A 20,896-nucleotide genomic window follows, 5' to 3' on the forward strand; every position below is an offset into this window, starting at 1 on the left:
TGGATGTACAACGACCGTTCCCCCTCGTAGATGCAGTCAACGGGGCACTCGTCGATGCAGGCGCGATCCTTGACATCGACGCACGGGAGGGCGATCACATACGTCACCCCTTCAGTCTACGACTCGTGGCGCTCGGGTTCCTGCGCGGCAGGTGCGACCGTGCGGACGGGAACCCGTGAGAAGGAGGGCCAGGCGATCACGAGCAGCACGATTCCCGCGACCAGGTAGGTCCAGATCTGCCCACTGAGCGAGTCCGGGACGACGACGGATCCGCCGGGCCCCACGCCGGAGATCAGCACCAGCATGCCGATCATGCCGAGTCCGGCTGCCACCGCCGCTCCCCTGTCGTGTGTGAGCGCTCGTACGGCGACGAGGATCGCCGCGCAGGCGATGGCGGCCACGATGAGCCCCACCGGGATCGGCCCCCACATCACGCTGTGCGCGATCGTGCCGGCGATGCCGTAGACGCCGCCCACCAGGGCCGCAGCGACCCACGACAACACTCTCGACACCCAGCTCACGCGCACCCGTCGATCTTACCGGCGCCGCCTGTGGCCGAGCAGTCGCTCAGGAGGCGAGACCGAAGAGCCGCAGGAGCGCCGCGACGAGCGCGGCCGCTGCCACGACGACGAGGAACGACTGCCGAAGCCACAGGAGCCCTCCCGCGACCAGCAGGGCGGGCACGCGCGCGTCCACCGTGATGGCCTGACCGTCGCCGAGGGTCTGCACCGCGACGAGTGCGGCCAGGAGCGCCACGGTCAGCAGGTCGGAGATGCGAGCAGTGCGAGGCGCTTCGAGGACCTTGGGCGGCACCAGGTATCCGGCGGCTTTGAGCGCGACACAGATGAGCGCGGCGAGGAGGATCGCACTCCACAGGCTCATGGCGCCTCCTCCGTTCCGACGCGGGCGTGATCCTCCGGCGGCGTCTCGCGGCGGCCCAGCCAGTTGAACCAGCCGACGGCGATCGCGACGACCGCCGCGACGAGCACCGGGAGACCCGGCATGAGGAAGGGGGTGAACGCCGCAGCGACCACCGCAGCCGCCACACCCACCACGATGGCCTGCCGCTGCCGGAGCCGCGGCCAGAGCAGCGCGAGGAATGCGGCAGCGGCAGCGGCGTCGAGACCCCAGGTCCGGGGGTCGCCGAGCACGTCACCGACGAGCGCACCGACGAGAGTCGTGATGTTCCAGCCCACGAAGATGCCGATGCCGGTCACCCAGAAGCCCACCTGACGCAGCCGCGGGTCGCCCTGTGAGATCGCCACGGCCGTCGACTCATCGATCGTGAAGTGCGCGGCGGTAGCCTTGCGCACCGGCCCTCCGCCGACGATCGGCGACATGCGCATTCCGTACGCCACGTTGCGCACGCCGAGGAGGGCGGCGGACGCGACCGCGGAGGGCAGAGCAGCGAGGCCTCCGGCGGTGAAGACGCCGATGAACGCGAACTGCGATCCTCCGGTGAACATCAGCAGGCTGAGGACGCACGTCTGCCAGACGTCGAGTCCGGACGCGACAGCCAACGCTCCGAAGGAGACGCCGTAGGCGCTGGTCGCGAGCACGACGCCGAGCGCCTCACGCCAGACCTCACGCTCGGCGGTCATCGCACGCCCTGCGGATCCTTGTTCGCTTCGCTGAACACATGACCATAATTCTGAACAGTCGCGAATGGATAGTCAAGCGAACGAACGTTTGACATGATGAACGCATGGAAGACCTTCGCACGCGCATCGCCCGCACTCTGCGCCGAGAACGAGAGGCCGTCGGCCTGTCGGTCTCGGAACTCGCGCGCCGCGCGGGTGTGTCCAAAGCGACCGTGTCGCAGCTCGAGAGCGGAGCGGGCAATCCCAGCGTCGAAACACTGTGGGCCCTCGGAGTGGCCCTCGGAGTGCCGTTCGCCGTCCTCGTCGACCAGCACAGCAACGCGCCCACCCTGATCCGCGCCGACGACCTCGCCGGCGTCCCCTCCTCCGCGGCCGCCTACAGCGCGACGCTGCTGTCGGCCAGCCCTCCCGGCGCGCGCCGCGACATCTACCTGATCCAGGCCGAACCGGGCGATGCTCGCCGCTCCGACCCGCACCACCCGGGCACCATCGAGCACGTCATCCTGATCTCCGGGCAGGCCCTGATCGGACCGGCGGATGAGCCGGTGCTGCTCGAGCCCGGCGACTATCTGACGTATGCCGGCGACGCCCCGCACATCTTCGAGGCGACGACAGCGGCCACGAGCGCCGTGCTCATCTCCGAACTCCGCTGAGCCTCACTCCCCGCCGACGACAGGCGACGGGTTGGGATCTCACGGTCTCAGTACCAGTTCATCGCCTGCGAGTGCGACCAGGCGCTGCACGGGGTTCCGTAGGCCGCCGAGATGTACTCGAGGCCCCAGGCGATCTGCGTGGCGGCGCTGGTCTGCCAGTCGGCTCCCGCCGATGCCATCTTGCTGCCGGGCAGCGCCTGCGGAATGCCGGTAGCCCCGCCGTCGGCGTTGTATGCCTGGTAGTTCCAGCCCGACTCCTTGGTCCACAGGGAGTCCAGGCACGAGAACTGATCCCCGCCCCAGCCGTACCGGCTCGACATCTGCTGCTGCGCGGAGGCCTTCGCACCCTCGACGGTGTTGGCGGACGCGAGCGCCGCGGCGGCCGCCCGCTCGGCAGCTGCATGCTCTGCCGCCGCCTTGGCCGCGGCTGCAGCGGCTTCCTCCGCAGCCCGCTTCTCCTGTGCCGCGGTGAGCGCGGCACGCAGATCCTCCGTGTCCGAGACGACCTTCGCGAGCTCCGACTCCACGTCGTCGGTGACGATGCCCACGAGGAGCAACGGGGTCACCTCACTGTCGGAGAGCTTGTCGATGCCGCTCTCGAGCTCGGTCGTGTCGACCGATGTCGAGACACCCACGTCGAGGCCGGATGCTGCGACGTCGGCGCTCACCGCCGCGGCGGCCGCGACAGCACTCCGGGCCTCCACGCGCGTAGACGAAGCGTCTGCGGTGATCTGCGCCAGCGGCTCGGCACCGGACAGTGCGGGCGCGGCGACGGCGATGGCCGGGCTCATGGCGGCCGCGGCAGAGGTGGAGGCCAGGCCCACGCTGAGCGTGATTCCGACCAGGGTGGCGGCGGTCACTCCGAGGATGGCCATCGGGCGGCGGGCGGTGACGGCGGCGCGGGCGGACGCCGCGTCCGAGGCACGCCGAAGCGCACGGGTTTTCTGAAGCATCGGGTTCGACTTTCGGGTTGTCGTACGCCCTCGCAGGAGACTCATCGGGAGCTCGTCCCGGGCGCAAGCCAACGAGTCTGCACCATCAACCTGAGTGAAAACCATCCCTGACCTGGGATTTACATGAGAAGAGGGCCTCGCGCACGCCTTTCGGCGGCACGAGGCCCTCTTCTCGGAGCAGACTCAGGCGCTGGCGTCCTGGCGCTTCAGACGCGCGGTCTCGCGAGCACGGGTGTTCGCATCGAGGTTCACCTTGCGGATGCGGACGACCTCGGGCGTGACCTCGACGCATTCGTCGTCACGTGCGAACTCGAGGCTCTCCTCGAGCGTCAGCTGGCGCGGAGGCGTCATCGACTCGAAGGTGTCGGAGCTCGCCGCACGCATGTTGGTGAGCTTCTTCTCCTTCGTGATGTTCACGTCCATGTCGTCCGCGCGGGAGTTCTCGCCGATGACCATTCCCTCGTAGACCTCCTGCGTGGGCTGCACGAAGAACGACATGCGCTCCTGCAGGGCGATCATCGCGAACGGGGTGACGACACCCTGGCGGTCGGCGACGATCGAGCCGTTCTGACGCGTCGTGATGGAGCCGGCCCACGGCTCGTAGCCGTGCGAGATCGCGTTCGCGATGCCGGTGCCGCGCGTGGTGGTGAGGAACTCGCTGCGGAAGCCGATCAGGCCGCGCGACGGGACGACGAACTCCATGCGCACCCAGCCGGTGCCGTGGTTCGTCATGTTCTCCATGCGACCCTTGCGGCCCGCCAGCAGCTGGGTGATCGCGCCGAGGTGCTCCTCCGGCGTGTCGATCGTGAGGTGCTCGAACGGCTCGTAGGTCTTGCCGTCGATCTTCTTCGTGACCACCTGCGGCTTGCCGACGGTGAGCTCGAAGCCCTCGCGGCGCATGTTCTCGACGAGGATGGCGAGGGCGAGCTCTCCGCGGCCCTGCACCTCCCACGCATCCGGACGTCCGATGTCGACGACCTTGAGCGAGACGTTGCCGATGAGCTCCTTGTCGAGACGGTCCTTGACCATGCGAGCGGTGAGCTTGTGGCCCTTGACCTTGCCCATGAGCGGGGAGGTGTTGGTGCCGATCGTCATCGAGATGGCGGGGTCGTCGACCGTGATGGCCGGCAGCGGACGCACGTCCTCGGGGTCGGCGATGGTCTCGCCGATGGTGATGTTCTCGAAACCGGCGATGGCGACGATGTCGCCGGGGCCTGCGGAATCGGCCGGGTAGCGCTCGAGCGCACGGGTCTTCAGGAGCTCGGTGATGCGCGCGTTCTGGTGCGTGCCGTCGGCACGGACCCAGGCCACGGTCTGGCCCTTCTTGAGCGTGCCGTTGAAGACGCGCAGCAGCGCGAGACGGCCGAGGAACGGGCTGGAGTCGAGGTTCGTGACCCAGGCCTGCAGCGGGTGCTCGTCGTCGTAGGACGGCGCGGGCACGTGCTCGAGGATCGCCTCGAACAGCGGCTCGAGGTCGTCGTTGTCGGGCAGCGAGCCGTCGGCGGGACGGTTCTGCGACGCGGCGCCGGCACGACCGGAGGCGTAGACGACCGGCACGTCGAGCAGCGCGTCGACGTCGAGGTCGGGCACGTCGTCGACCAGGTCGGAAGCGAGGCCCAGCAGCAGGTCGTGCGCCTCTTCTTCGACCTCGGCGATGCGCGCGTCGGGACGGTCGGTCTTGTTGACGAGCAGGATGACCGGCAGCTTCGACTCGAGCGCCTTGCGCAGCACGAAGCGGGTCTGGGGCAGCGGGCCCTCACTGGCGTCGACCAGCAGCACGACACCGTCGACCATGGACAGGCCGCGCTCGACCTCGCCACCGAAGTCGGCGTGACCGGGGGTGTCGATCACGTTGATCGTGATCTCCTTGCCGCCGGCGTGCTTGCCCTTGTACGTGATCGCCGTGTTCTTGGCGAGGATCGTGATGCCCTTCTCACGCTCCAGGTCGTTGGAGTCCATCGCGCGCTCATCGACGTGGGCGTGTTCGCCGAAGGAGCCCGTCTGACGCAGCATGGCGTCGACGAGAGTCGTCTTGCCGTGGTCGACGTGGGCGACGATTGCGACGTTGCGGAGGTCAGAGCGGAGGGCGTGCGCCATGCAGGTGTCCTAAAGAGTGTGGGATTTTGCCGGGAAGCCGACGTTCCAGGATAACGCAAGCTCAGGGCGTGTTCCTGAAAACAGGTCGTAGCATCGAGATCGTGACCCGACCGCAGGCCTCCGGAGACCTTCCCGAGCTCTCCCCCGCCCCCTCTCGCGCACGGCTGTGGTGGGAGATCGCGATCGTCCTGGCGCTCGGGCTCGGGCAGTCCGCCGTGTACGCGATCGTGCAGCTCGCCTACCGCCTCACCGATGAGATCCCGATCGCCGATCAGGTCGCGAAGCTGAATCCCTCACGCAGCGACCGGGAGATCTTCGACCTCATCTACCAGGTGCTCGCGATCGGTTTCTCGCTCGTCCCCGTGCTGCTGGTGTGCTTCCTGCTCTGGCAGTCGCGCCGACCGCACCTGGGGCAGCTGGGGCTGGACGGCACCAGGGCGGGGCGCGACATCGGTCGCGGCGTCCTGCTGGTCCTGGCCATCGGCGTGCCCGGCATCGGCCTCTACCTCGCCGGTCGCGCGCTCGGGATGACCGTGGCGATCGACCCCGCCGGCATCGACGCCTACTGGTGGACGGTGCCCGTCCTTCTGCTCGCTGCCGCACGGGCCTCGCTGCAGGAGGAGTTCGTTCTGCTCGGATATCTCTTCACGCGGCTGAAGCAGCTCGGCTGGGGGCCGTGGTCGATCATCATCGGCACATCGGTGCTGCGGGCCAGCTACCACCTGTATCAGGGCTATCCCGCGTTCTTCGGGAACCTCGCGATGGGTCTGCTGTTCGGCTGGCTGTATCAGCGCTCAGGGCGCCTGATGCCGTTCCTGGTCGCGCACTTCCTTATCGATGCGGCCGCGTTCGTCGGGTACCCGTGGGCGGCAGCGCTGTGGCCCGACCTGTTCGGACTCCCCGGCTGAGCCGAAGAGTCGCGGTCAACCCGCGTTCGCCACGAGGACGGCCAGCACGGCCCAGACGACGATCACGACCAGCGCGATCGTGGCCGGACGATCCCAGCTGCGTCGGATCGGGGCGTCCGCGGTGGCGGGGGCGGCTTCCCAGCGCTCCTCGATCTCGGTGAGCGCGCGGATGCCTGCGGGCATCTTCTCCTCGCCGTCGCCCCCGCGAGCGGGCATGCGGATCGGGCCGGCCTTGGCCGGTCCCCCGTAGCAGGCGAGATCCTTCCCGTCGTCGAGCGAGAAGATCAGCTGCCACCGCAGGTCGACGGCGCGCACGCGCTGCCAGCCGAATGTGATGCGGCGGAGCAGGTTCTGCACCACCACACCGTCGTCGTCGATGCGCACGGCCGAGGCGAAGGAGCTCACATACACGAGCCAGAGCACCAGCAGCACCCACGGGGCGAGCAGCAGCATCGGCCCCCACCCGGCCCGCAGGACAGCATCGCCCAACAGGAACAGGGCCAGAAGCGAGCCGATCACGAGCGCGGCGGGACCGGAGGGCGCACGGAATGTCCGTACGCCCTCCGACCTGTCGTCCGTCGTCACCGTCAGTGGCTCCCGAGGGTGATCGACGCGCCGGGAATCGCCTGGAGCAGACGCTCCGTGTACTCCTGCTGCGGGTTCGCGAAGATGTCGTCGACCGTGCCGTGCTCGACGACGCGCCCCTGCTCCATCACACAGACGCGATCCGCGATCACCCGGACGACCGCGAGGTCGTGGGTGATGAACAGATACGTCAGGTCGAGCTCGGACTGGAGTTCGGCGAGCAGGTTCAGCACCTGCGCCTGCACCAGCACGTCCAGCGCCGACACGGCCTCGTCGAGGACGACGATCTCCGGCTTGAGCGCGAGGGCTCTGGCGATGGCGACGCGCTGGCGTTGACCGCCCGAGAGCTCGTTCGGATACCGGTCGGCCACACTCGACGGAAGCGCGACCTGGTCCAGCACCTCGAGAACGCGCTTGCGGCGCGAGGCGGAGTCGCCGACCCCGTGCACGCGCAGCGGCTCCGCCACCGTGTTGCCGATGTTGTGCAGCGGATCCAGCGAACCGTACGGGTCCTGGAAGACCGGCTGCATCTCGCGACGCAGTGCCTGCAGCTCGGGCCGTGAGAGCGTGTCGGTGTCCCGACCGTTCACGAGGATCGAGCCCGACGTCTTCGTCTCCAGACGCAGCAGCATCTTGGCGGCGGTCGACTTGCCGGAACCGGATTCGCCGACGATGGCCATCGTGGAGCCCTTGGGCACCTGGAAGGACATCTTGTCGACGGCCGTGAAATCGGTGGAACGGAAGCCGCTCCCCCGGATCTTGTAGACCTTCGTCACATCTCGGAACTCGATCACCGGCTCGGCAGGAACCGCCTCGGTGTGGGCGATCGATGCGAGATCGACCGTGCCCGTGGACTCCGTGAGCACCTCGGCGAGAGGGTCGACGTGACCCGTGACCGCCGTCTGGATGCGCTTCGACGCCAGGCTCGGCGCCGCGGCGACCAGCCGCTGGGTGTACGGGTGCTGCGGGTTCTGCAGGATCTCGAGCGCGGGACCCGATTCCACGATGCGACCGCGATGCATCACGACGAGGTTCTCCGCCCGCTCCGCGGCGAGGCCGAGGTCGTGGGTGATGAACAGGACCGCGGTGTTGCGCTCCTTCGTGAGGGTGTCGAGGTGATCGAGGATCCGCTTCTGCACCGTGACGTCGAGCGCGCTGGTGGGCTCGTCGGCGATGAGCAGTTTCGGATCGGACGACAGCCCGATGCCGATGAGCACCCGCTGGCGCATGCCGCCGGAGAACTCGTGCGGGAACTGCCGCAGACGCCGATCGGCATCCGCCAGTCCTGCCTCCTTCAGCACCTGGATGGCCTGCTTGCGTGCAGCCTTGCGGCCGTCGGCCTGCCCGTTGGCGAGGATGGTCTCCTCCACCTGGAAACCGATGCGGTGCACCGGGTTGAGGCTGTTCATCGGGTCCTGGGGAACCAGGCCGATGAGGTTGCCGCGCACATGCTCGATCTCGGAGCGCCCGAGCTTCGTCAGGTCGCGACCCTCGAATTTGACGGCGCCACCGGTGACCTTCCCGCTGCCGGGCAGCAGGTTGATGATCGCGTGCGCGGTCGTCGACTTGCCCGAGCCGGACTCACCGACGATCGCCATGGTCTCGCCCGGGTAGATGTCGAAGCTGACGCCACGCACCGCAGGGACGAAACCGTCCTGCGTCTTGAACGCGACCTCCAGGTTCTCGATCGACAGGAGCGGGACATCGGGGTTGTATTCGGCGGTCATCGCAGTGCCCTCGCCTTCGGGTCGAGCGCGTCTCGCACCGTCTCGCCGAGCATGATGAACGACAGCACGGTGAGGGAGAGAGCGATCGACGGATAGATCAGCGGCATGGGGTCGGTGCGCAGACGCGTCTGCGCGGCCGCGATGTCGTTACCCCAGGAGATGAACTCCGGCGGCAGACCGACGCCCAGGAAGGACAGCGTGGCCTCGGCCGTGATGGCCGCGGCCAGACCGACCGTGCTGAGCACGATCACCGGGGCGATCGAGTTCGGCATGACGTGTGAGAACATCGTCCGCACCCGGGATACCCCGAGCGCTTCGGACGCCATCACGAAGTCGGCCGAACGCACGCGCAGGATCTCGGCGCGCAGGATGCGCGCCACCGAGGGCCATCCGAAGAAGCCGATCGCGAGGGAGACCACGAGGATGTTCCGGTTGTCGAGGAACATCGACATGATGACCACTGCGGCCAGCACGTAGGGGATCGCGAAGAACATGTCGCCGATGCGCATGAGGAGCGAATCGATCCAGCCGCCGAAGAAACCGGCGAACGCACCGATCACGATGCCCATGGCAGCGATGATGATCGTCACCAGGATGCCGACCGACAGCGAGGTCCCTGCGCCGTGCACGACACGGGAGTACACGTCACAGCCCTGGAAGGTGTACCCGAGCGGGTGCCCTGCGGAAGGGCCGTCGTTCGAGAACTTCAGGTCGCACTGGAAGGGGTCGACCGGAGCGAACAGGTCGGGGAACGACGCGATGATGACCAGCAGCACGACGAAGACGCCGGCGGTCCAGAACATCCAGCGACCACGGAGGTCGCGCCACGCATCGAGCCACAGGTTGCTCTTGCGCTCGCTGACACGGACGGCATCGACGGCCCCGAGGCCGCCCTCGTCTGCCTCGGCCACATAGTGCGCCATGCGGCGGGTGGGAGTGTTATCGGACATAGCGGATCCTCGGGTCGAGCACACCGTAGAGCAGATCGATGAACAGGTTGACCAGGACGTAGATCACGACGAGCACGGTCACGATCGAGACGATCTCCGGCCCATCGTGCTGGTTGATGGCCTTGAAGAGCTCGTTTCCGATACCGGGCACGTTGAACACGCCCTCGGTGACGGTGGCGCCGACGATCAGGATGCCGAAGTCGGCAGCGAGGTTCGTCGTCACGGGAATGAGCGAGTTGCGCAGCACGTGCACCGGGATGACGCGCCGCGTGGGGAGGCCCTTGCCGAACGCCATCCGCACGAAGTCCTGCTGACGCGTCTCGATGACCGAGTTGCGCGTGAGCCGCACCACGTAGGCGAAGTTCAGTGCGGCGAGCACGATCGCCGGGAGTATCAGGTCCGACCAGGGCGCACCTCGTCCGACCGTCGGTCGGAACAGATGCAACTCGATGGCGAGGAAGTACTGCGCGATGAAGGCCAGCACGAACACCGGGATCGAGATGAGCAGAAGGCTCACCAGCATCGAGGCGTGGTCGAAAAGGCTGTTCTTGCGCAGGCCGGAGATGAGACCGACGACGACGCCGAAGAGCAGCTGGATGACGATCGCCAGCAGCGCGAGGCGCAGCGTCACCGGGAACTTCGCGGCGAGGATCTCATTGACGCTCTGGCCGCGGAAAGTCGTTCCCAGGTCGCCCTGGAACAGGTCGCCGAGGTAGATCAGGTAGCGCGTGAAGAACGGCTGGTCCAGGTGGTACTGCGCCTGCAAGGCGGCGTACTGCGCATCGGTCGGTGTCTTGTCACCGAACAGAGCGAGAATCGGGTCACCCGGTAGCAGGAAGACCATCGAGAAGATCAGGAAGGTCGCCCCGAGGAAGACGGGTATCGCCTGAAGAAGGCGACGAATGATGTAGGCAGTCATAGGCGTGAACTCAACCGCGCCGTGCGGGGCGACGCTTGCGCATCGCCCCGCACGGCGGGTTCAGATCAGAGCGGGAGTGTTACTCGCCGGCCTTGGTGATCTCGTACACGATCGGCCAGCTGTCCCAGCCGTACTCGACGTTGTCGACGAGCGTGGAGAAACCGGCGTTGGTCGAGCGGTACCAGAGCGGCAGGACGGGAAGGTCCGTGAACAGGACCTCCTGCGCCTGCTCGAAGAGCTTGTTGCCCTCTTCGACCGACGGCGCCGTGGAGCCCTTCTGCACGAGCTCGTCGTACTCGGGGTTCGAGTAGTCGCCGTCGTTGGAACCGGCACCCGTGATGAACAGCGCGCCCAGGATGTTGTACGCACCCGGGTAGTCGAACTGCCATCCCGAACGCGTCGCCGCGTTCAGCGAACGGTTCTTGATCTCCTCGCGGAGCGTCGCCAGGTCGGGGAAGGACTGACCGGCGGCGTCGATGCCCAGCGTGTTCTTGAGCTGGTTGGTGACCGCGTCGACCCAGGGCTGGTGTCCACCGTCGGCGTTGTACGCGATGGTGAACGTGCCGCTCCACGGGGCGATGGCGTCGGCCTGAGCCCACAGGTCCTTCGCCTTGTCGGCGTCGGCGTGCGTGACCTCGGAACCGGCGATCTCGTCGTTCCAGCCCGCGATCACCGGGGAGGTGAAGTCGACGGCCGGCGTGCGGGTGCCCTCGAAGATCACGTCGGTGACCTGTTCGCGGTCGATCGCGTAGGAGATGGCCTGACGACGCAGGTTGCCCTCTTCGTCGTTGCCGAAGTGAGCGAGGCGTGCCGGGATGGTCAGGCCTTCCCAGATCGCGGCCGGCTGGTCGACGGCGCGGTCGCCCAGGTCGTCCTTGTAGGTGGCCAGAGCCGTCGGCGGCACGCCGGGGTTGATCACGTCGAGGTTGTCCGAGAGCAGGTCGGTGTACGCAGCCTCGGCGGTCGCGTAGCTGACGAAGTCGACTCCACCGTTCTGCGGCTTGCGGGGACCGTCGTAGCTCTCGTTCGGGAGCAGCGAGATCACGGAGTCGTGCTCCCACTTGTCGAGCACGTACGGGCCGTTGCCGACGGGAGCCTGGCCGAACGCCTCAGGGTCATCGAAGAACGACTCGGGGAGCGGCGCGAACACCTGGTAGCCCAGAGTGGTCGGGAAGTCCGACTGCGGAGCGGCGAGCTCGACCGTGAACGTCGTGTCGTCGACGACCTCGAGAGCGAGGGAGTCTTCCTTCACGGCGTCGGCGCTGTAGCCGGAGAAGTTGGCGAACCACCACTGGTTCTCGAAGGCGGGGTCGGAGGCGGCATACTGCCATGCCTCGACGAAGGACTCCGCGGTCACGGGGGTGTCGTCGCTGAACTTCTCACCCTCCTTGATCTTGATGGTCCAGGTCTGGTTGTCTTCCGACTCGATCGACTCGGCGAGGTCGTTGGCGAGGGCGCCGTCGGCTTCGTAGTAGACGAGACCGGCGAAGATGTTCTGCAGAACGAGTCCGCCGCCGACCTCGTTGGTCACGGCGGGGAGGAGCGGGTTCTGAGGCTCGTTGCTCTGAACCGTGACGATTCCGGTCGACGCTTCGCCGCCTTCTTCACCACTGCCGTTGTCGCCGCCGGATGCGCAGCCTGCGAGCGCGATCGCGCCGACGGCCAGCAGAGCGGTGCCCGCGAGGGCAGTCCTGTTTCTTTTCACTTTTGTCCTCCTGTGGACACGGGGATTCTGCGCGCTCACCATCGAGCAGGCAGGGATACCTGAGCGTAACCCGCACCCGCGTCGCCCCCGCCCTCAGCTAACGAACTGTTACTGAGTGGTGACCATACGTAACAAGGCCGAAACACCGGGAAAAGAGCGACGGTGCCGCACCCACAACAGGGGTGCAGCACCGTGTGCTCACATGAGCATCCGACTCAGGCGAAAGCCTCCACCGGCGGGCAGGCGCAGACGAGGTTGCGGTCGCCGTACGCCTGGTCGATGCGGCGCACCGGCGGCCAGTACTTGCCTGCGACGAGGGCGCGCACGGGGTATGCCGCCTCTTCCCGCGAGTACGCGTGGTTCCACTCCCCCGCGATGAGCGAGACCGCGGTGTGCGGCGCGTGCACGAGCGGGTTGTCGTCGGCCGGCCAGCGACCGGCGGCGACCCCCTCCGCCTCGGCCTTGATCATGACCATGGCCTCGATGAAGCGCTCGATCTCGTCGAGGTCCTCCGACTCGGTCGGCTCGACCATCAGCGTGCCCGCGACCGGGAACGACATGGTCGGGGCGTGGAAGCCGTAGTCGATGAGGCGCTTGGCGACGTCGTCGACCGTGATGCCGGTGGCCTCCTTGAGCGGACGCAGATCGAGGATGCACTCGTGAGCCACCCGCCCGTTCTCGCCCGTGTAGAGCACCGGGAAGTGGGAACCGAGCCGCTCTGCCATGTAGTTGGCGGAGAGCACGGCTGCCGCGGTGGCGCGACGCAGTCCGTCGGCACCCATCATCCGCACGTACGCCCACGAGATCGGCAGGATCCCGGCCGAGCCGTACGGCGCTGCCGAGATGACTCCGCCGTCGAAGGTGTACCCGCCGAAGTGCTCCGCGCTCTGGGCGAGCGGGTGCGAGGGCAGGAACGGCGCGAGGTGGGCCTTCGCCGCCACCGGACCGATGCCGGGGCCGCCGCCGCCGTGCGGGATCGCGAACGTCTTGTGCAGGTTGAGGTGCGAGACGTCGCCCCCCAGGTCGCCGAACCGCGCGTAGCCGAGCAGCGCGTTGAGGTTCGCGCCGTCGACGTAGACCTGCCCGCCCGCGTCGTGCACGGCTGCGGTGATGTCGACCACCTGCTCCTCGTACACGCCGTGCGTGGAGGGGTAGGTGATCATCAGGGCCGAGAGGTCGTCGGCGTGCAGCGCGATCTTCGCGCGCAGATCGTCGAGGTCGACGTTGCCGAGCTCGTCGGTCGCGACGACCACGACCTTCATGCCTGCGAGGACGGCCGACGCCGCGTTCGTGCCGTGCGCCGAAGACGGGATCAGGCAGATCGTGCGATGCTGGTCGCCGTTGGCGTGGTGGTAGCCGCGGATCGCGAGCAGCCCCGCGAGTTCGCCCTGTGAGCCCGCGTTCGGCTGCAGCGAGACCGCGTCGTACCCGGTGACCTCGGCGAGCCAACCCTCGAGCTGATCGATGAGCTCGAGGTAGCCCTGCACATCGGCCGCCGGAGCGAACGGGTGGATGCCCGCGAACTCGGGCCACGTGATCGCCGCCATCTCGGTGGCCGCATTGAGCTTCATCGTGCAGGAGCCCAGCGGGATCATGCCGCGGTCGAGTGCGTAGTCACGGTCGGCGAGGCTCTTCAGATACCGCATCATGGCGGTCTCACTGCGGTGTGCGTGGAACACCGGGTGCGTGAGATATTCGTCCTGACGCCCCAGGTCCGACGGCAGGGCGTTGCTGCCACGCTGCAGGAAGCCGAACGCACGCTCCTGCGCGCCACCGAAGACCATCGCGACCTGATGCAGCTCGGTCACCGTGGTGGTCTCATCGACCGAGATGCCGATCGTGTCGGCGTCGGCCACGCGGAGCAGGATGCCGTATCCGTCGCGCGCCTGCGCGGCGTGCTCGGCTGCACGCCCCGGCACCCGCACCGTGACCGTGTCGAAGAACGCGTCGTGCACGACCTCGGCGCCCGCCTCTGCGAGCCAGGTACCGAGCAGCGCCGCCTTCGTGGCTGCTTCCGACGCGATCGCACGGAGCCCATCCGGGCCGTGATAGACCGCGTACATCGCCGCCATCACGGCCAGCAGCACCTGGGCGGTGCAGATGTTCGACGTCGCCTTCTCACGGCGGATGTGCTGCTCGCGCGTCTGCAGAGAGAGACGGTACGCGGGCTTGCCGTCGGCATCCACCGACACTCCGACGAGACGGCCAGGGAGCTGTCGCTCGAGGCCGGAGCGGACGGCCATGTAGCCGGCGTGCGGCCCGCCGAAGCCCATCGGCACTCCGAAGCGCTGCGTCGTGCCGACGGCCACATCCGCGCCCAGCGACCCGGGCGACGCGATCAGTGTGAGCGCGAGCAGATCAGCCGCTGCGACGGCGAGTCCGCCGGCGAGGTGCGCGGCGTCGAACACGGCGGACGGATCCCAGACCCGACCCGATGCGCCCGGGTACTGGACGAAGACACCGAAGAGATCACCGGGCAGCTCCTCCCCCGCGGCGAAGTCGACGGACACGATCTCGATCCCGAGGGCTTCCGCGCGGGTCGCGAGCATCGCCCTGGTCTGCGGCAGTGCGTCGGCGTCGACCGCGAACACGTTCGACGCCGACTTGGAGGCGCGCCGCGCCAGCAGCATCCCCTCGACGACGGCCGTGGACTCGTCCAGCATCGAGGCGTTGGCCGTGGTGAGACCGGTGAGGTCGGAGACCATGGTCTGGAAGTTGATGAGAGCCTCGAGCCGACCCTGCGAGATCTCCGGTTGGTAGGGCGTGTACGCCGTGTACCAGGACGGATTCTCCAGCACATTGCGCTGGATCACCTGCGGCGTGATGGTCCCGTAGTAGCCGAGGCCGATCATCGGGCGGTTCACGGTGTTGCGGGACGCGAGGGTCCGCAGCTCTGCGAGCGCCTCGGTCTCGCTCGCTGCCGCGGGGATGCGAGTCGGCGTCCCACCCTCGGTTTCGGGAGACGGTCCGGTGTAGATCGACGCCGGCACGGCCTGACGCATCAGCGCCTCGACCGGGCTCAGCGCGTCGTCCGCTCCGGCGGTGTCGAGACCGAGGGCAGCGAGCATCGTGCGCTGCGCGGCATCCGTGGGTCCGATGTGACGATCGGCGAAAGTGACCACTGGTGAATCAGCCCTCCGTCAGCGCGACGTAGGCGTCGCGGTCCAGCAGACCGTCGAGCGCACCGGCGGCGACGGTGACCTTGAGCAGCCAGCCACCCTCGAACGGTGCCGCGTTGACGAGCGACGGATCATCGACGGCTGCGTCGTTGATCTCGACGACGGTGCCGGTGACCGGCGCGTAGAGCTCGCCCACCGACTTCGTGGATTCGATCTCTCCCACGACGGAGCCGGCGGTGACCTCGGTGCCGACGGCGGGGAGTTCGACGAACACGACGTCACCCAGCTTCTCGGCGGCGTAGTCGGTGATGCCGATGGTCACGGTGTCGCCGTCAGCGGCGATCCACTCGTGCTCTTCGGTGTAGCTGAGGGCGGCGAGGTCGGTCATTTGGTCCTCCGGTAGAAAGGCAGGGCGGTCACGGTCGCGGGGATCTTCGTCCCCCGCACATCAAGGAATACTGCTGTTCCCTCTTCGGCGGAAGAAGGGTGCACGTAGGCCATCGCGATCGGATGGCCGAGAGTAGGGCTGAGGGCTCCGCTGGTGATCTCGCCGAGCTTCTCCCCTTCGCCGTCGACGACGGCATAGCCGGCGCGGCCGGCGCGCTTGCCCTCGGCGACGAGGCCGACCAGCACGGGGGCGTCGGATGCGCTGGCCCGCTCGACGGCGACGAGCGCTTCCTTGCCGACGAACTCATCCTTGGCGATGACGACGACGCGACCGAGGCCGGCCTGGGACGGCAGGGTCTCGAGGGTCAGCTCATGACCGTACAACGGCATGCCCGCCTCGAGGCGAAGGGTGTCGCGCGCCGCGAGACCGGCGGGCACGAGCCCGTGCGGTTCGCCTGCCGAGACCAGTGCGTCCCACAGCGCGGGCGCGTCAGCAGCAGAGACGAGCAGTTCGAAGCCGTCTTCGCCCGTGTATCCCGTGCGGGCGATGAGCAGGGGCTCTCCGAGGAAACGTGCGTCGGCCCACGCGTAGTACTTCTGATCGGCCCAGGGACTGCTCAGCTCAGTGATGCCGGAGGTCGCAGCGAGGATCACCTCGGCGGCAGGCCCCTGAACCGCGAGCAGCGCGTAGGAGTCCGACACATCCTCCACATCGACGCCGCGGTCACCGAGGAAACCGGCGAAGCTGCGGTCCTCCCCCGGCGTGAGCGGCGGCTGCTCACGCTCGAGGAGCGAGGGGAAGTCGCGGACGCGTTTCGCGAACGCGGAGTCCACGAAGCCCCGGTTGCCGGCGTTCGCGATCACGAGGTAGCGATCGTCGGCAAGCCGGTACGCGATCACGTCGTCGACGATGCCGCCGTTCGCGGCCAGCATCAGCGAGTACTTCGCCTTGCCCACCGGCATCGCGGAGATGCGGCCGGCGAGTGCGAAATCGAGGAACTCCGCTGCCTTCTCGCCCGTGACGAGGAACTCCGCCATGTGCGAGATGTCGAAGATGCCGGCGGCGTTCCGCACGGCATGGTGCTCGGCGAGGTCGGAGGTGTAGCGCACCGGCATCTGCCAGCCGCCGAAGTCGGTGAACGACGCGCCGAGCGCCTCATGGCGTTCACGCAGCGGGGTGTAGCGGGGGTCGGACATGGAGTTCTCCCGGGCTGTTACGGGCGGAACGGCGGCATCGCCGCTCCTCGGAACTCCCCCTCTGTCATAGGCCTGAGAGCTTCACCCGTGCACGGAGGCGGGGTTTTCACCGTCGGCGGATCCGCAGTCTCGCGGGATCGCTTTTCAGAGTGGCCGGACCCGCGCGGTACGCGTACCTGAGAGATTGGCGGGGAGGCTTGCTCCTTCGGTGCCCGGCTGCGTTCGCCGGGGCTCTCCCGCGTGGTTCATTCGGCCTGTCTTCAATTGTGGGTTCAGTCTAGCCCGTCCGGTCCCTGGCGCCGGATTCCGGGGACGCGCGTTCGAATCGCGCGAATGGTCCCATTCGGGGCTCCGAGAGGGCCATTCGCGCGATTCGAAGCGAGGCTGTCAGTGCGCGATGCCGAGCTCGGCGCGCACCTCGTCGCGGAGGCGTCCGAGGTTGTCGGGCTCGGGTGCGGCGCCCAGGAGCGTCTTGGTGTACTCGTGCTGCGGGTTGAGGATGACCTCGTCCGCAGGCCCGCGTTCCACGACGTCGCCCTTGTAGAGCACCATGATCTCGTCCGAGAAGTGTCGGGCGGTGGCCAGGTCGTGGGTGATGTAGAGGACGCCGAGGTTCTCCTCGCGCTGCAGGTCCGCGAGGAGGTTCAGCACCCCGAGACGGATCGACACGTCCAGCATCGACACCGGCTCGTCCGCGACGATGAACCGCGCCCCGGGGGCCAGCGCCCGTGCGATCGCGACGCGCTGACGCTGTCCACCCGAGAGCTCGTGCGGGCGACGGTCGGCGTAGCTCTCCCCCGGCGTGAGCCGGACGCGCTCCAGCAGCTCCACGGCCCGCTCCCGCACCTCGCCACGAGAAAGCTCCGGATGGTGCAGGCGGATCGGGCGCTCGAGGTGATGCACGATCGTGTGGAAAGGGTTGAGCGAAGCGAACGGATCCTGGAACACCATCTGCACATCGGCGCGGTAGCGTTCCAGCGCCCGGCCGCGGGTTCCGGACGGTTTCCCGTCCAACAGGATCTCCCCGCTGGTGGGGGTCTCCAGCTTCATGAGCATCCGCGCGATCGTCGACTTCCCCGACCCCGATTCGCCGACCAGCGCGACCGTCTTACCCGCCTCGATCGTGAAGGACACGTCTTTCACCGCGTGCAGGATGTTCGTCTTGAAACCGGAGCGCAGGGGGAAGTCCTTCACCAGGTTCCGCGCCTCCAAACGCGCCGGCTGCGGCGTGGTGGCGGCGGTCGTGTTCGCGCTCATCGGACGCCCTCCTGGCTGACACCGGTGCGGACGAAGTCGCCCCGTTCGCCCTTGAGCGACGGGAAGCTCGAAAGCAGCCGTTTCGTGTACTCGTGCTGCGGGGTCCGGTAGATCTCCTCCGCCGTGCCCTCTTCGACGATCTGTCCCTGCAGCATGATCGCGATCCGGTCGCTGATCTCGATCAGCATGGGCAGGTCGTGGGTGATGAAGATCACCGCGAACCCGAGCTTCTCGCGCAACCGCATGATCTCGCGGATGATCCCGCGCTGCACGACCACGTCGAGCGCGGTCGTCGGCTCGTCCATGATCATCACCTGCGGATCGAGGGCGAGCGCCATCGCGATCATCATCCGCTGCCGCATGCCGCCCGAGAGCTCGTGCGGAAAGCTCGTCAGGCGATTCGGGTCGACGCCGACCAGGGTGAGCAGCTCTTCCGCCCGTGCGGTCTTCGCTTTCTTACCCATACCGGGGCGGTGCGTGTCGAAGATGTCGAAGATCTGCGCCTTGACCGAGATCACCGGGTTGAGCGAGTTCATCGCTCCCTGGAAGACCATCGAGATCTTGTCCCACCGGAACGCCCGGAGGCCCTCGCCGTCGAGACCCACGATGTCGATGTCATGACCGTCGCGGTCATGGAAGACGATCTCCCCCGCCGTCATCAGGGCAGGCGCCTTGAGGAGGCGGTTCATCCCATAGGCCAGGGTCGTCTTGCCGCAGCCGGACTCTCCCGCAAGTCCCAGGATCTCGCCCCGGTTCAGTGTCAGGGACACGTCGCGCACAGCCTTCACCGGCGGGTCGACCTCGTACTCGATCGACACATTCCGCGCCGTCAGCACCGGCTCGCTCATGCGGTGACCCCCTTCGTCTTCGCGGCCTTACGCACACGGCGCGCGGCATCGGGCGCGTTGCGCAGTTTCGGGTTGATAACCTCGTCGATCGCGAAGTTGATCAGCGCGAGGCCGGCGCCGAGGATGGCGATCATGATGCCCGGCGGCACGAACCACCACCACGCTCCGCGGCCGAGTGCCTGACCGGACTGGGCGTCGTTGAGGATGGTTCCCCAGGTGATCGAGTCCGTCGGTCCGAGCCCCAGGTATGACAGCCCGGCCTCGCCGAGGATCGCGAAGATCAGAGCGAAGAGGAACTGCGCGGTCAGCAGCGGCAGGAGGTTCGGCATGATCTCGACGAGGATCACTCGGAGCGATCGCTCGCCTGCCACCTTCGAGGCGTAGACGTAGTCGCGGGTGCGGAGGGAACGGGTCTGGAGGCGCAGGACGTAGGCGGCGCCGGCCCAGGAGGTGATGCCGAGGAAGATCGCGACCAGTTGCCAGGTGCGCTGCGGCACGAAGGAGGCGATCACCATGACCAACGGCAGGGCGGGGATGACGATCATCACGTTGGTGATGAGGGCGAGGCCGTCTTCGCGCCAGCCGCCCAGGTATCCGGCGAGGACACCGAAGACGAGCGACAGCACGATCGCGATCACGCTCGCGATCAACCCGACCATGAGCGATCCCTGAGCACCGATCGCGAGCTGGGCGAACATGTCGTTGCCGAGCTTCGTGGTGCCCAACCAGTGCTCCGCCGACGGCGGCTGGAGTGCAGGGTTCGCCGTGCTGCGCGGGTTCTGCGTGAAGAACGGCGCGATGATCGCGAACAGCACGATCGCGAGCACGAGGAGCGAGCCGACGATGAACTTCGGCGATGTGCTCGGCAGGATGCGCCGCTTGCGGCCTCGGTTCTGAGTGGCGAGTGAGACGGTGCTGGCCGGCGCCGTCATGGGCGCGTCCTCGACGGTCAGGAGACCGGCGGTGTTCTGCGGATCAGACATTCTGGCGCGCCCTCGGGTCGATGAAGCCATAGACGAGGTCCATGAAGAAGTTGGCGGCGAGCACCGTGATGGTGATCACCAGGAACAGGCCCTGCATCAGTGCATAGTCGTTGTTCGTGACGGCCTGGAACATCAGTTTGCCGATGCCCGGATACGTGAACACCTGCTCCATGACGATGGAGCCGGAGACGACGAAGCCGAGCGTGATCGAGAATCCGGCGATCGACGGGATGGCCGCGTTCCTCGCGGCGTACGTCGTCATGATGCGGCGGTGCCGGAGGCCCTTGGCCTCGGCGGTGAGGACGTAGTCCTCGGCGAGGGTGGCGACCATCATGTTGCGCATGCCGAACAGCCAGCCGCCCACGGAGCTGATCACGATCGTGATCGCCGGGAGGAGCGAATGCGCGAGCGCGTCGGTGAAGAACGCCCAGGTGGGCTCCGGCCCGTCGGGGAAGTCGAACACGTCGTAGCCCCCGAAGATCGGGAACCAGCCGAGTCCGACCGCGAACACCGACACCAGGATCAGCGCCAGCCAGAAGTACGGGATGGACTGCAGCACGGTGGTCGCGGGGATGACGTGGTCGACCCAGGTGCCCCGCTTCCATCCGGCCCAGGCACCCAGCGCGACACCGAGGACGAACGAGATGACGGTCGCGGTGCCGACCAGGACGAGTGTCCACGGCAGCGCTCCGGCGATCAGTTCGGTCACCGGTGTCGGATACTTCGTCACCGAGATCCCGAGGTCACCGCGGAACATACGGCCCCAGTACGCGAGGTACTGGTCCCAGAGCGAGGAGTCGTCGCCACCGAGCAGGAGCTTGATGTTGCGGATCGTCGTCTCCGAGATCTCGCCGCCGGCCCGCTGCATCTTGGCGATCATGATGTCGGCGGGGTTCCCCGGCATGAGACGGGGAAGCAGGAAGTTGAGAGAGATCGCGGCCCACAGCGTGAACGCGTAGAACCCGATTCTTCGTGCATAGAACTTCATGTCACTCTTTCCTGACTTC

General features: G+C 67.5%; 19 protein-coding genes, 1 pseudogene and 2 riboswitches. Of the genes and pseudogenes, 2 read left to right on the forward strand and 18 right to left on the reverse strand.

Annotated elements, in window-relative coordinates; translation table 11 throughout:
- The 4 genes and pseudogenes from GZ67_RS21050 to GZ67_RS0114600 all read right to left on the reverse strand — a co-directional run.
- Positions 1 to 107: pseudogene (locus GZ67_RS21050) on the reverse strand (ferredoxin); the annotation flags it as partial.
- A 9-nt stretch (positions 108 to 116) separates the two neighbouring features.
- Positions 117 to 527 (reverse strand): hypothetical protein, encoded by a 411-nt coding sequence (locus GZ67_RS0114590; RefSeq protein ID WP_029262902.1) that lies wholly within the window; start codon positions 525 to 527, stop codon positions 117 to 119.
- Positions 528 to 567: 40 nt separating this feature from the next.
- The gene (locus GZ67_RS0114595; RefSeq protein ID WP_029262903.1) at positions 568 to 882 is read right to left on the reverse strand and encodes an AzlD domain-containing protein; all 315 of its coding nucleotides are present in this window, start codon (positions 880 to 882) and stop codon (positions 568 to 570) included.
- Entirely contained in the window at positions 879 to 1,601 is a 723-nt protein-coding gene (locus tag GZ67_RS0114600) for an AzlC family ABC transporter permease (RefSeq protein WP_029262904.1), read from the reverse strand. Before GZ67_RS0114600 ends, GZ67_RS0114595 begins: the two co-directional genes overlap by 4 nt.
- A gap of 104 nt (positions 1,602 to 1,705) precedes the next feature.
- Here GZ67_RS0114600 and GZ67_RS0114605 point away from each other — a divergent pair, with 104 nt between their 5' ends.
- On the forward strand, positions 1,706 to 2,254 hold the full coding sequence (locus tag GZ67_RS0114605) for a helix-turn-helix domain-containing protein (protein WP_029262905.1): 549 nt from the start codon (positions 1,706 to 1,708) through the stop codon (positions 2,252 to 2,254).
- Positions 2,255 to 2,301: 47 nt separating this feature from the next.
- Here the strand turns inward: GZ67_RS0114605 and GZ67_RS0114610 are convergent, their stop codons facing one another.
- Positions 2,302 to 3,207, reverse strand: a complete 906-nt coding sequence (locus GZ67_RS0114610) for a hypothetical protein (protein ID WP_029262906.1) — start codon at positions 3,205 to 3,207, stop codon at positions 2,302 to 2,304.
- A gap of 183 nt (positions 3,208 to 3,390) precedes the next feature.
- Positions 3,391 to 5,304 (reverse strand): translational GTPase TypA, encoded by a 1,914-nt coding sequence (gene typA / locus GZ67_RS0114615; RefSeq protein ID WP_029262907.1) that lies wholly within the window; start codon positions 5,302 to 5,304, stop codon positions 3,391 to 3,393.
- Between the two features lie 101 nt (positions 5,305 to 5,405).
- Between typA and GZ67_RS0114620 the strand changes: the two genes are divergently transcribed.
- Positions 5,406 to 6,212, forward strand: coding sequence for a CPBP family intramembrane glutamic endopeptidase (locus GZ67_RS0114620; RefSeq protein WP_029262908.1), 807 nt, complete (start codon positions 5,406 to 5,408; stop codon positions 6,210 to 6,212).
- Between the two features lie 15 nt (positions 6,213 to 6,227).
- Here GZ67_RS0114620 and GZ67_RS0114625 read toward each other — a convergent pair whose 3' ends face one another.
- The 12 genes from GZ67_RS0114625 to GZ67_RS0114680 all read right to left on the reverse strand — a co-directional run bounded on the left by GZ67_RS0114625 (position 6,228) and on the right by GZ67_RS0114680 (position 20,877).
- A complete protein-coding gene (locus GZ67_RS0114625) occupies positions 6,228 to 6,797 on the reverse strand; it encodes a PH domain-containing protein (protein ID WP_029262909.1) in 570 nt (189 codons plus the stop codon).
- Between the two features lie 2 nt (positions 6,798 to 6,799).
- On the reverse strand, positions 6,800 to 8,524 hold the full coding sequence (locus GZ67_RS0114630; protein ID WP_029262910.1) for an ABC transporter ATP-binding protein: 1,725 nt from the start codon (positions 8,522 to 8,524) through the stop codon (positions 6,800 to 6,802).
- Positions 8,521 to 9,474 (reverse strand): ABC transporter permease, encoded by a 954-nt coding sequence (locus GZ67_RS0114635; RefSeq protein WP_029262911.1) that lies wholly within the window; start codon positions 9,472 to 9,474, stop codon positions 8,521 to 8,523. Before GZ67_RS0114635 ends, GZ67_RS0114630 begins: the two co-directional genes overlap by 4 nt.
- Positions 9,464 to 10,393 carry an ABC transporter permease gene (locus GZ67_RS0114640; RefSeq protein WP_029262912.1) on the reverse strand — a complete coding sequence of 310 codons (930 nt, stop codon included), beginning with the start codon at positions 10,391 to 10,393 and terminating at the stop codon, positions 9,464 to 9,466. Before GZ67_RS0114640 ends, GZ67_RS0114635 begins: the two co-directional genes overlap by 11 nt.
- Positions 10,394 to 10,472: 79 nt before the next feature.
- Positions 10,473 to 12,098 (reverse strand): peptide ABC transporter substrate-binding protein, encoded by a 1,626-nt coding sequence (locus tag GZ67_RS0114645; RefSeq protein WP_029262913.1) that lies wholly within the window; start codon positions 12,096 to 12,098, stop codon positions 10,473 to 10,475.
- Between the two features lie 215 nt (positions 12,099 to 12,313).
- On the reverse strand, positions 12,314 to 15,166 hold the full coding sequence (gene gcvP, locus GZ67_RS0114650; protein ID WP_051662559.1) for an aminomethyl-transferring glycine dehydrogenase: 2,853 nt from the start codon (positions 15,164 to 15,166) through the stop codon (positions 12,314 to 12,316).
- 61 nt (positions 15,167 to 15,227) lie between these two features.
- Positions 15,228 to 15,605 (reverse strand): glycine cleavage system protein GcvH, encoded by a 378-nt coding sequence (gcvH, locus tag GZ67_RS0114655; protein WP_029262915.1) that lies wholly within the window; start codon positions 15,603 to 15,605, stop codon positions 15,228 to 15,230.
- Positions 15,602 to 16,801, reverse strand: a complete 1,200-nt coding sequence (locus tag GZ67_RS0114660; RefSeq protein ID WP_029262916.1) for a glycine cleavage system aminomethyltransferase GcvT — start codon at positions 16,799 to 16,801, stop codon at positions 15,602 to 15,604. Before GZ67_RS0114660 ends, gcvH begins: the two co-directional genes overlap by 4 nt.
- 54 nt (positions 16,802 to 16,855) lie before the next feature.
- Positions 16,856 to 16,954, reverse strand: a riboswitch (glycine riboswitch).
- A gap of 1 nt (position 16,955) precedes the next feature.
- Positions 16,956 to 17,050, reverse strand: a riboswitch (glycine riboswitch).
- A 138-nt stretch (positions 17,051 to 17,188) separates the two neighbouring features.
- Entirely contained in the window at positions 17,189 to 18,058 is an 870-nt protein-coding gene (locus GZ67_RS0114665) for an ABC transporter ATP-binding protein (RefSeq protein ID WP_051662557.1), read from the reverse strand.
- Positions 18,055 to 18,906: an ABC transporter ATP-binding protein gene (locus GZ67_RS0114670; RefSeq protein ID WP_029262918.1), complete on the reverse strand. Its 852-nt coding sequence runs from the start codon at positions 18,904 to 18,906 to the stop codon at positions 18,055 to 18,057. The genes GZ67_RS0114665 and GZ67_RS0114670 overlap by 4 nt, the downstream gene beginning before the upstream one ends.
- Positions 18,903 to 19,889 carry an ABC transporter permease gene (locus tag GZ67_RS0114675; protein WP_029262919.1) on the reverse strand — a complete coding sequence of 329 codons (987 nt, stop codon included), beginning with the start codon at positions 19,887 to 19,889 and terminating at the stop codon, positions 18,903 to 18,905. The genes GZ67_RS0114670 and GZ67_RS0114675 overlap by 4 nt, the downstream gene beginning before the upstream one ends.
- The gene (locus GZ67_RS0114680) at positions 19,882 to 20,877 is read right to left on the reverse strand and encodes an ABC transporter permease (RefSeq protein ID WP_029262920.1); all 996 of its coding nucleotides are present in this window, start codon (positions 20,875 to 20,877) and stop codon (positions 19,882 to 19,884) included. The genes GZ67_RS0114675 and GZ67_RS0114680 overlap by 8 nt, the downstream gene beginning before the upstream one ends.
- Positions 20,878 to 20,896: the final 19 nt, after the last annotated feature.

Origin of the sequence: Microbacterium sp. Cr-K20, assembly GCF_000708325.1 — a bacterium.
Classification (GTDB): domain Bacteria; phylum Actinomycetota; class Actinomycetes; order Actinomycetales; family Microbacteriaceae; genus Microbacterium.